This is a genomic window from Streptomyces sp. CO7 (assembly GCF_053474865.1).
The window spans coordinates 326,674-335,218 of the sequence record NZ_JBRIOU010000001.1 but is presented as its reverse complement, the minus strand read 5'-3'; the positions used below and the strand labels follow the sequence as shown (position 1 = coordinate 335,218).

8 protein-coding genes are annotated in these 8,545 nt (G+C 73.6%); 3 read left to right on the top strand and 5 right to left on the bottom strand.

Annotated features, from left to right (window positions below; translation table 11 throughout):
* Positions 1–87: 87 nt before the first annotated feature.
* Positions 88–1,077, bottom strand: a complete 990-nt coding sequence (locus tag ACOV8S_RS01550; protein ID WP_448315532.1) for a GNAT family N-acetyltransferase — start codon at positions 1,075–1,077, stop codon at positions 88–90.
* Between the two features lie 197 nt (positions 1,078–1,274).
* On the bottom strand, positions 1,275–1,850 hold the full coding sequence (locus ACOV8S_RS01545) for a TerD family protein (RefSeq protein ID WP_351112988.1): 576 nt from the start codon (positions 1,848–1,850) through the stop codon (positions 1,275–1,277).
* A gap of 187 nt (positions 1,851–2,037) precedes the next feature.
* Between ACOV8S_RS01545 and arfB the strand changes: the two genes are divergently transcribed.
* Positions 2,038–2,472, top strand: a complete 435-nt coding sequence (gene arfB / locus ACOV8S_RS01540) for an alternative ribosome rescue aminoacyl-tRNA hydrolase ArfB (protein WP_382553740.1) — start codon at positions 2,038–2,040, stop codon at positions 2,470–2,472.
* A gap of 48 nt (positions 2,473–2,520) precedes the next feature.
* On the opposite strand, the gene ACOV8S_RS01535 is transcribed toward arfB, so the two are convergent.
* Entirely contained in the window at positions 2,521–3,003 is a 483-nt protein-coding gene (locus ACOV8S_RS01535; protein WP_448315671.1) for a flavin reductase family protein, read from the bottom strand.
* 449 nt (positions 3,004–3,452) lie between these two features.
* Between ACOV8S_RS01535 and cdgB the strand changes: the two genes are divergently transcribed.
* Positions 3,453–5,267: a diguanylate cyclase CdgB gene (cdgB, locus tag ACOV8S_RS01530; protein WP_448315530.1), complete on the top strand. Its 1,815-nt coding sequence runs from the start codon at positions 3,453–3,455 to the stop codon at positions 5,265–5,267.
* A gap of 128 nt (positions 5,268–5,395) precedes the next feature.
* A complete protein-coding gene (locus tag ACOV8S_RS01525; protein ID WP_448315528.1) occupies positions 5,396–6,373 on the top strand; it encodes a carbohydrate-binding protein in 978 nt (325 codons plus the stop codon).
* A gap of 22 nt (positions 6,374–6,395) precedes the next feature.
* Here ACOV8S_RS01525 and ACOV8S_RS01520 read toward each other — a convergent pair whose 3' ends face one another.
* Both ACOV8S_RS01520 and nagA read right to left on the bottom strand, forming a co-directional pair.
* The gene (locus ACOV8S_RS01520) at positions 6,396–7,328 is read right to left on the bottom strand and encodes a 1-phosphofructokinase family hexose kinase (protein WP_448315526.1); all 933 of its coding nucleotides are present in this window, start codon (positions 7,326–7,328) and stop codon (positions 6,396–6,398) included.
* A gap of 155 nt (positions 7,329–7,483) precedes the next feature.
* The coding region (nagA, locus tag ACOV8S_RS01515) for an N-acetylglucosamine-6-phosphate deacetylase (protein WP_448315524.1) at positions 7,484–8,545 on the bottom strand (1,062 nt) is incomplete at its 5' end.

Genomic DNA, 8,545 nt, shown 5'->3' with positions numbered 1-8,545 from the left:
GTTCACGCCGGGCCGCCCGTGCGGACCGGTGGGGGACGGCGCGACCCGCACCGGCCGGCGCCCAAACGAGCGGGCACCGGCGGCCGGTCACGCCGTCCCGGTGTCGGCGGCGGTCGCCGCAGCCACCAGAGGGGCCAGGCGGGGCGGCCAGATCGTCTCCCCGGTGGCGGCGAGCTCCTCCAGGGGCCACCAGCGCCAGGCGAGGATCCCGTCCGCGCCGTGGGCGTCCTTCAGGTCGCCGGACAGGTCGCGGCGCGGGGCCCGTGCCAGGTAGACGTGTTCGTGCTGGCGGACCGGAACCCCGTGGTAGGTGAAGTCGTGCTCCCAGACGCACAGCAGCGGCCCGGGGGTGACGTCGCTCCAGCCGGTCTCCTCGCGGACCTCGCGGGTGGCGCCTTGGAGGGGACTCTCACCGGGCTCGAGACCGCCGCCGGGCAGCGCCCAGTAGACGCCGTCGTCGGGGTTCTCGTAGCGCAGCAGGAGGACGGGACGGTCGGGGCCGGGGCCGACCACGGCGACCCGGGCCGCGGCGCGGGGCATGCGCGGCGTGGAAGGATCCTGCAGCGGCTTGCGCAGCACGGAGCAGGGGCGCTGGTACTGGCGGTCCAGCCGGTGCCCGATCACCTGGTAGCCGAGGGAGGTCCAGAAGGCGAGCGAGCCGGGGGTGCTGTCCAGGACGGCGAGCCGGACGGCGGTGCGGCCGGCGGCGAAGAGACGGGCCTCCACGGCGGCGGCGAGCCGACGGCCGAGGCCCTGGCGGTGGACGGTCGCGTCGATCATCAGCAGGCCGATCCACGGGTCCGGGTCCACCGGGTCCGGGTGGTGGGCCAGGGTGACGGCCAGGCCGATCAGGCGGCCGGCGCTGCGGGCGAGGAGGATCTCGATGTCCGGGTCGGCGATCTCCTCCGCGAGGGCGGCGGCGACCTGCTCGGGCCGGACGTCGTCCGGGTCGGGGAACTCGTCGTCCCCGGCGAGCGCGTGGAACTCGCGGTTCGACGCGTAGAGGGCGGTGAGCTCGGTGAGCACGGGGCCCGGGATGTCGCGGTCCGGGGTGAGGGGGAGCGGCTCCAGGATCATGGGCGCACGCTAATCGACCGAGCGGCGCGGGGAATCCCCCTGCACCGGTCGGACAGGACTCCGCGGTCACGGGCCGGACGCTGTCCCGCGGCCGTCGGCCGGACGGTCCCCGCCTGGGGCCGGGCGCGACGGCGCTACGGGGCGACCGGGCCCGGCCCGCCCCGGGTGGGGGCGGGCCGGGACATGGCCGGCAGGACTCAGACGTTGACGCCGAAGTCCTGGGCGATGCCGGTGAGGCCGGAGGCGTAGCCCTGGCCGACCGCGCGGAACTTCCACTCGGCGCCGTGGCGGTAGAGCTCGCCGAAGACCATGGCGGTCTCGGTCGCGGCGTCCTCGGAGAGGTCGTAGCGGGCGATCTCCGCGCCACCGGCCTGGTTGACCACGCGGATGTACGCGTTGCGGACCTGGCCGAAGTTCTGCGAGCGGTTCTCCGCGTCGTAGATCGAGACCGGGAAGACGACCTTGTCGACCTCGGCGGGCAGACCGGCCAGGTTGACGTTGATGGCCTCGTCGTCGCCGGCGCCCTCACCCGTGCGGTTGTCACCGGTGTGGACGATGGACTGGTCCGGCGTCGCCTTGTTGTTGAAGAAGACGAAGAACGCGTCCGAGTGCACCCGGCCGGCGGCCGTGACGGCGATGGCGGACGCGTCGAGGTCGAAGTCCGTTCCCGTGGTGGTGCGGACGTCCCAGCCGAGGCCCACGGTGACGGCGGTCAGGCCCGGGGCCTCCTTGGAAAGCGAGACGTTGCCGCCCTTGGACAGGCTTACAGCCATGGTGGGAGTCCTTCCTTCGGTGTGTGACTGACGGGCTTCGCACTGGGGGCGAACCTACCGTCGCTTCGTTGAACGCCGGGAGAGGTCCGAGAGGTTCCGCCTGGCTTTACCTTTTTTACCCCTTCACCCGAACGGCCTGACGAAAACCGGGGTGACTGCGGCGCCCCGGGCGGGGGACCATGGGGGCATGTCCGGTCGCCCCCTTCTCATCCGCGGCTCCGTGCCTCTGCCCGAGGCGGAGCTCAGCTGGCGTTTCTCCCGTTCCGGCGGGCCGGGCGGGCAGCACGTCAACACCAGCGACACGCAGGTCGAGTTGCGGTTCGACCTGGCGGCGACCGAGGCGCTGCCGCCGGTCTGGAAGGCCCGCGCGCTCGAGCGGCTGGGGTCGCGGCTGGTGGACGGGGGCGTCGTGGTGGTGCGGGCCTCCGAGTACCGCTCGCAGTGGCGCAACCGCGAGGCGGCGATGGAGCGGCTGACGGCCCTGCTGGGCGAGGCGGTCGCGCCGCCGCCGAAGGTCCGGCGGCCCACCCGCATCCCGCGGGGCATCAACGAGCGCCGTCTGGAGAACAAGAAGAAGCGGGCGGACACCAAACGGGGACGCAGCCCGCGCAACTGGGACTGACCGGCCGGCACGGGACCGCGCCCGGGCGAGGGAGCACCGGCGGGCGGATCAGCCCAGGTGCCGGTACCGGCTGCGGAAGTGCAGCAGCGGCCCCGCGTCGCCCGGCGCCGTCGACGCGGTCAGCACGCGGCCGACGACAAGCGTGTGGTCGCCCGCCTCGACGCGCTGCTCGGTGCGGCACTCCACGGTGGCGAGCGCACCGGTGATCAGCGGGGCGCCGCTTGCCTCGCCGCGGGTGTGCGGGACGTCGGCGAACAGGAGCCGGTCGCTGATCCGCCCCTTCATGGCGAACCGCCCCGCGATGTGACGCTGGTCCTCCGCGAGCACCGAGACCGCCCACAGCGGCTGCTCGGCGAGCAGGTCGTCCATCCGGGAACCCGTGCGCAGGCTGATCATCGCCAGCGGCGGGTCGAGCGAGACCGACATGAAGGCCGTCGCCGTCATCCCCGCGTCCTCGCCGGCCGGGCCGTCGGGGTCGGGCTGGGGCTCGTGCGCGGTCACCAGGACCACGCCCGAGGCCAGCCGGGACATGGCTGCGCGGAATTCTTCGTCGTTCACCCCTTCAGCATGCCCCGGGGCATGGCCGGCAAGGACGGCAGGTGCCGGGGAGGCAGCCGAGGTGTGAGATGCGGGAGGGAAGGAAAGGGTCGCCACATGAACGACGCTAGGCGCCGCCACGCCTGCCCCGCATCGGCCCCGGGCCGCATCCCGGGCCCGCTGGGAGACCTAGGTCCCCCTCCCGGCGCCCGGGCCCGCCGCCCGCACGGGCCATCGCGGCACGGGTTCTCGACGGTCTCCGCTGCAAAGTCCCCACGTTGTCCCTGTTTCCCGTGATACATGTGACTTGACTCACAGCGACAGAAATTTGCTGACCCTGCGTACCGGTGGAGCAGCGCGCTGTGATTCAGTGACGTTGAAGCTGCACGAGTACGCCGAAGACAACCCTTGATTCGCTACGAGGTCTCGGGGGGAGGGCGAGCATGGAGACCGAGTCGGAACCGTATGTCCGCCTTGCGACTCTGCGGCAGTTGCACCAGCTGATGGCACGGATGAACACCGCCCGCAGCCTGGCCGACACCCTGCAGACGGTCGCCGACGGCCTGGTCGAAGGGCTGGGCTGGGAGCTCGCCGCCGTCAACCTGGTCCGCCCCGAGAAGAACGACCTGGTCGTCGCCGCCATGGCGGGCAACACGGCGGCCGAGGCGCTGCTGACCGGTCGGTCCGGCTCCCGCGAGTCCTGGGACCGCCGGCTCACCATGGGGGAGACCTGGGGGTCGCTGCGGTTCATCCCGCACACCGAGGCGTGGATGCTCAACGAGGACGACGTCCCGACCTGGCTCACCGGCGGCCCGCTGCCCCGCTTCGAGGACGAGTGGCACCCCGACGACCGGCTGTTCGCGCCGATGTACGCCCCCGGCACCCTGGACCGCAACGTCGAGCCGGAGCTGATCGGCGTCATATCGGTGGACCGCCCGCGCAACGGCCGCCGGCCCGGGGCCTGGGGGCGCGAGGCGCTGGAGACGTACGCCTTCCACGCCTCGATCGCCATAGCCAACGCCCGGCTGCGCTCCAACATGCAGCGCGCCCTGGTCCGTCTGGAGCGGGAGCAGCAGGCGCTGCGGGCCAGCGAGGAGAGCTTCCGGCAGGCCTTCGAGTACGCCCCGTCCGGCATGGCCATCGCGGACATGGGCGGCGGGGACCACCACGGCCGGATACTGCGCACGAACGACGCCCTGTGCCGGCTGCTGGGCCGCCCGGCCACCATGCTGTGCAAGCAGTCCTTCGAGGCGCTGGTCCACCCCGATGACGCCTCCACGCTGCGCCGGACCTCCGCCGAGGGCGGCCGGGCCGAACTGCGCCTGGCGCGGCGGGACGGCAGCTACCTCTGGGTGTCGCTGCGCAACTCGGTGGTGGCGGACACCGCCGACGGGCCGCGGTTCCTGCTCACCCACGTCGAGGACATCGAGGAGCGCAAGCGGCGTGAGCTGGCACTCGCCCACCGCGCCTCGCACGACTCGCTGACCGGCCTGCCGAACTCCGCGGAGCTGCGGGCCCGGCTGAGCGCCCGGCTCTGCGACCGGCCGTACGCGCCGGACACCACCGACAACCGCCTGGCCGGGGTCGTCGAGTCGCTGGACGCGGCCTACGGGGACGAGCCCGCCGAGCTGGGCCTGTACGAGCCGGGCGCCTACGACACCGGGGTGTACCACGACCTGGCCGTCGAGCCCTTCCGCGAGGGCGGGGGTCACGAGCCGGACGCGTTCGAAGGGCTGGGACACAGCCGCGCGCCGGTGGACGGCTACGACGGGTTCGAGGGGGGAGACGGGTACGGCGGCATCGTCCGCGAACCCCGGCACGTGCACACCGTTGCGCCGCGTGAGCGGCGGGACGACGGCGGCAAGGGACTCGCGGTCCTCTTCTGCGACCTGGACGGCTTCAAGGGCATCAACGACCGCTTCGGCCACAACGCAGGCGACGCGGTGCTGATCGAGGTGGCCCGCCGCCTCAGCGAGTGCGTCCGAGACGGCGACACGGTGGCCCGGCTGGGCGGCGACGAGTTCGTGGTGCTCGCCGACGGCCTCGGCCGCTCCGACGCCGAGGACCTGGCGGCGCGGCTGCGCAGCCGAATTGTTCAGCCGATCGCGGTGGAGGGCCGGGACGTGAAGGTCGGCGCGAGCTTCGGCATCGGCTGGGCGCACTGCGGGATGACGGCGGAGGAAGTGCTCAAGTCCGCCGACGAGCGTATGTACGTTCAGAAACGATCACGTCCGAAAACTCACAGGCGCGCGGGTTAGACCGCAGGTCAGAGCACCGTCACCGGCCCGTGGGATCTGTGTCACCCACTCGGGCTACAAACAACGGGTACGCTCGCAAGACATCACCTGTCGCACCTGACCCCGCATCTGTTGAGGAGTACCAAGGGATGACGTCCGGTAACAACGGCGCCAGCACGCCCGAGGACGACGACCCGTTCGGCTACCTCTACGCCGACGGGCAGGCCAACGGCGCCCAGCCGCCCAGTGGCGGCGGTTACGGCTACCCGAACTCCGTCAACCGTGTGCGGGCCGTCGGCGAGCGCCGGTACGGCGCGCAGCAGACGGCGCAGCAGCCCGCGCCGCCCGCCGGTGCGGGCTACGGCCGTCCGAACCCCCATTACCAGGCCCCCGAGGTCGCCATGGGCTCCGTCGGGGTTCCCGGCGGTCCCGCGGACGGCGGCCACCGCTCCCACGGGGGCGGCGGCCGTGGTCGCGGCCCCAACACCAAGGGCCTGCTGATCGGCGCGGTGGCCGTGGTGGCCGCCGTGGTCATCGGCATCGGCGTGGCCATGGCCGGCGGCGACGACGACCAGGGCAACAAGGCCGACGCCTCCCCGACGCCCTCGCTCACCGCCATGGACAAGCAGGCCGGTTCGGACGACAAGGGCGAGAACCAGAAGCCGGAGAGCTTCGACCCGAGCAAGGTCGACGCGGCCTCGCTCACCGGCGGCCTGGCCGGCGGTGCGGTCGTCCGCAGCGACGTGCCGGGTTCCCGGGCCGAGGGCGGCGCCTACGTGGCCGGACTTGACACCCCCAACTCCTCGGTGACCTGGCAGGTCGACGGCGTGCCGAAGGACGGGGAGTACACGCTGTTCACCTACTACTCCGTCCCGGGCGAGGACGCCAAGGCCACACTGACGGTCAACGGCGGGACGTCGACCGAGGTCGGTCTGAAGAACCACGGAAACGCCGGCAAGGGCGAGTGGGACAAGGGCTGGACCTACACGTACAACTACGTGCAGTTGAAGAAGGGCACCAACAAGGTCACCCTGAGCTGCCCCGGCGGCTGCAACGCCGCAGTGGACCAGTTCGGTCTGGTGCAGGGCGAAGTGGGCACGGAACCCGCGGAGTTCAAGAAGTCCTGACCCGGGGGCGCCCGGCGGCCGGTCAGGCCGTGGGCGCCGCCTCGGCGACCCGGACGCGGCCGAGCAGCTCCTCGTAGCGCGCCCGGTCGAACTCCCCGGCGACGGGCGAGAGCACGGTGGCCGCCGAGAGGGCGGCCGCCCGGGCCAGCCGTTCGGGCCAGGGCAGGTTCTCCACCAGCCCGGACAGCAGACCGGCGACCGCCGAGTCGCCGGCCCCCGCCGGGTTCCCGCGCAGCGGACGGGGCGGCGCGGCCCGCCAGTGCCCCTCCGGCCCGACGGCCAGCAGACCCTCGGCGCCCAGCGAGGCCACCACGGTCCGTGCCCCGCGCCGCCGGGCGTCGCGGGCCGCCTGCAGCGGGTCGTGCGAGCCGGTCAGCTCGGCGAGCTCCTCCGCGTTCGGCTTGAGCAGATCGGGACGGGCGGCGACGCCGCGGCGCAGCGGCTCGCCCGAGGTGTCGAGCAGCACGGTGACCCCGGCGGCCCGGGCCTCGCGGACCAGCAGCGCGTACGCGCCGACCGGCACGCCCGGCGGCAGGCTGCCGCACAGGGCGACCGCCCGGGCGGAGGGCAGCAGGTCCCGGTAGGCGTCGCGCAGCGCGTCCCACTCCGCGGCCGAGACCGTGGGACCGGGCTCGTTGAAGAGGGTGGCGTCCTCGGCGGCCGGGTCGACCACCGAGACGGTGCGGCGGGTGGAGCCCGCCACGGGTATCAGCGCGTCGGCCACCGGCCCCGGCCCGCACGCCAGCAGCTCCCGCACGGTGCGCCCGGTCGCGCCGCCGGCGAAGCCGGTCACCGTGACCTGGTGCCCGAGGGCCGCCAGCACCCGGGCGACGTTGATGCCCTTGCCGCCCGGCCGTTCCACGACCTCCGACACCCGGTGACCGGTCCGCGGACGCAGGGCCCGCACCCGGTAGGTGATGTCGAGTGCGGCGTTCAGCGTGACCGTCAGGATCACCCGGTCCGCCTCCCCCCGATGATGCGCCAGATCCGGAAGCGGCCGGTTCACGGCCGCCAGTTTCTGGCTCGATCATGCCAAACGCGGGCCCGGTGGCCCAGAGGCCCGACGAGCCGGGGGGCGGCCGAGGGGGGAGGGGTGAAAGAGGCGGCGGGTCAGTCGCGGCGCGGGTCGACCACCCAGGCGCCCTTGCGCATCACCCCGCGCAGGGCGAACTCCTCGTCCAGCACCACGAGATCGGCGTCCTTGCCGGGTTCCAGCGAGCCGATCCGGTCGTCCAGGCCGAGCAGCCGGGCGGGCGTCGCGGAGATCGCCGCGACCACGTCCTCCACCGGCAGGCCGTCGAGGGTGACGGCCCGTCGGAAGGCACGGTCCAGGGTCAGGGTGGAACCGGCGATGGTGCCGTCCCCGGCGAGCCGGGCCACCCCGTCGACCACCTCCACCTCCAGCGGCCCCAGCCGGTAGCGGCCGTCGCCGAACCCGGCGGCGTCCATGGCGTCGGTGATCAACGCGACCCGTGCGCCACCTGCGTGACGGAACGCCAGCTGCAGGGCGCCCGGGTGCAGGTGGACGCCGTCGTCGATCAGCTCGACGGTGACCCGCTCGTCCTCCAGCAGCGCGGTGACCGGGCCGGGGGCGCGGTGGGCCAGCGGGGGCATGGCGTTGAACAGGTGGGTGGCGACGGTGGCGCCCGCCTCGATCGCCTCGACGGTCTGCTCGTAGGTGGCGTCGGTGTGCCCGACCGCGGCGATGACGCCCATCTCCTTCAGCATCCGCACCGACTCGACGCCGCCGGGCAGTTCGGCGGCGAGGGTGACCATCCGGGCCTGCCCGCGCGCCGCCTCCACCAGCTTGCGGACCTCCGCCGGGTCCGGCTCCCGCAGCAGCTCCTCGGAGTGCGCGCCCTTGCGGCAGGGGGAGATGAACGGGCCCTCGAAGTGGACGCCGGCGATCTCGCCGTCCTCGGCCAGCTCGGAGAGCATCCCGGCGCGTACGGCCAGGGTGGCCAGGTCGCCGGTGACGGTGGAGGCGACCAGGGTGGTGGTGCCGTGGAGCCGGTGGGTGCGCACGCCGCGCAGCACGTCCTCGACGGTCCCGGAGCTGAACGAGGCGCCGCCGCCCCCGTGGTTGTGGAGGTCCACGAAGCCGGGGACGACCCAGCAGCCGGACAGGTCGACGACGGTGGCGGGGGCGTCCGCGGGGACGGCGGCCGGGTC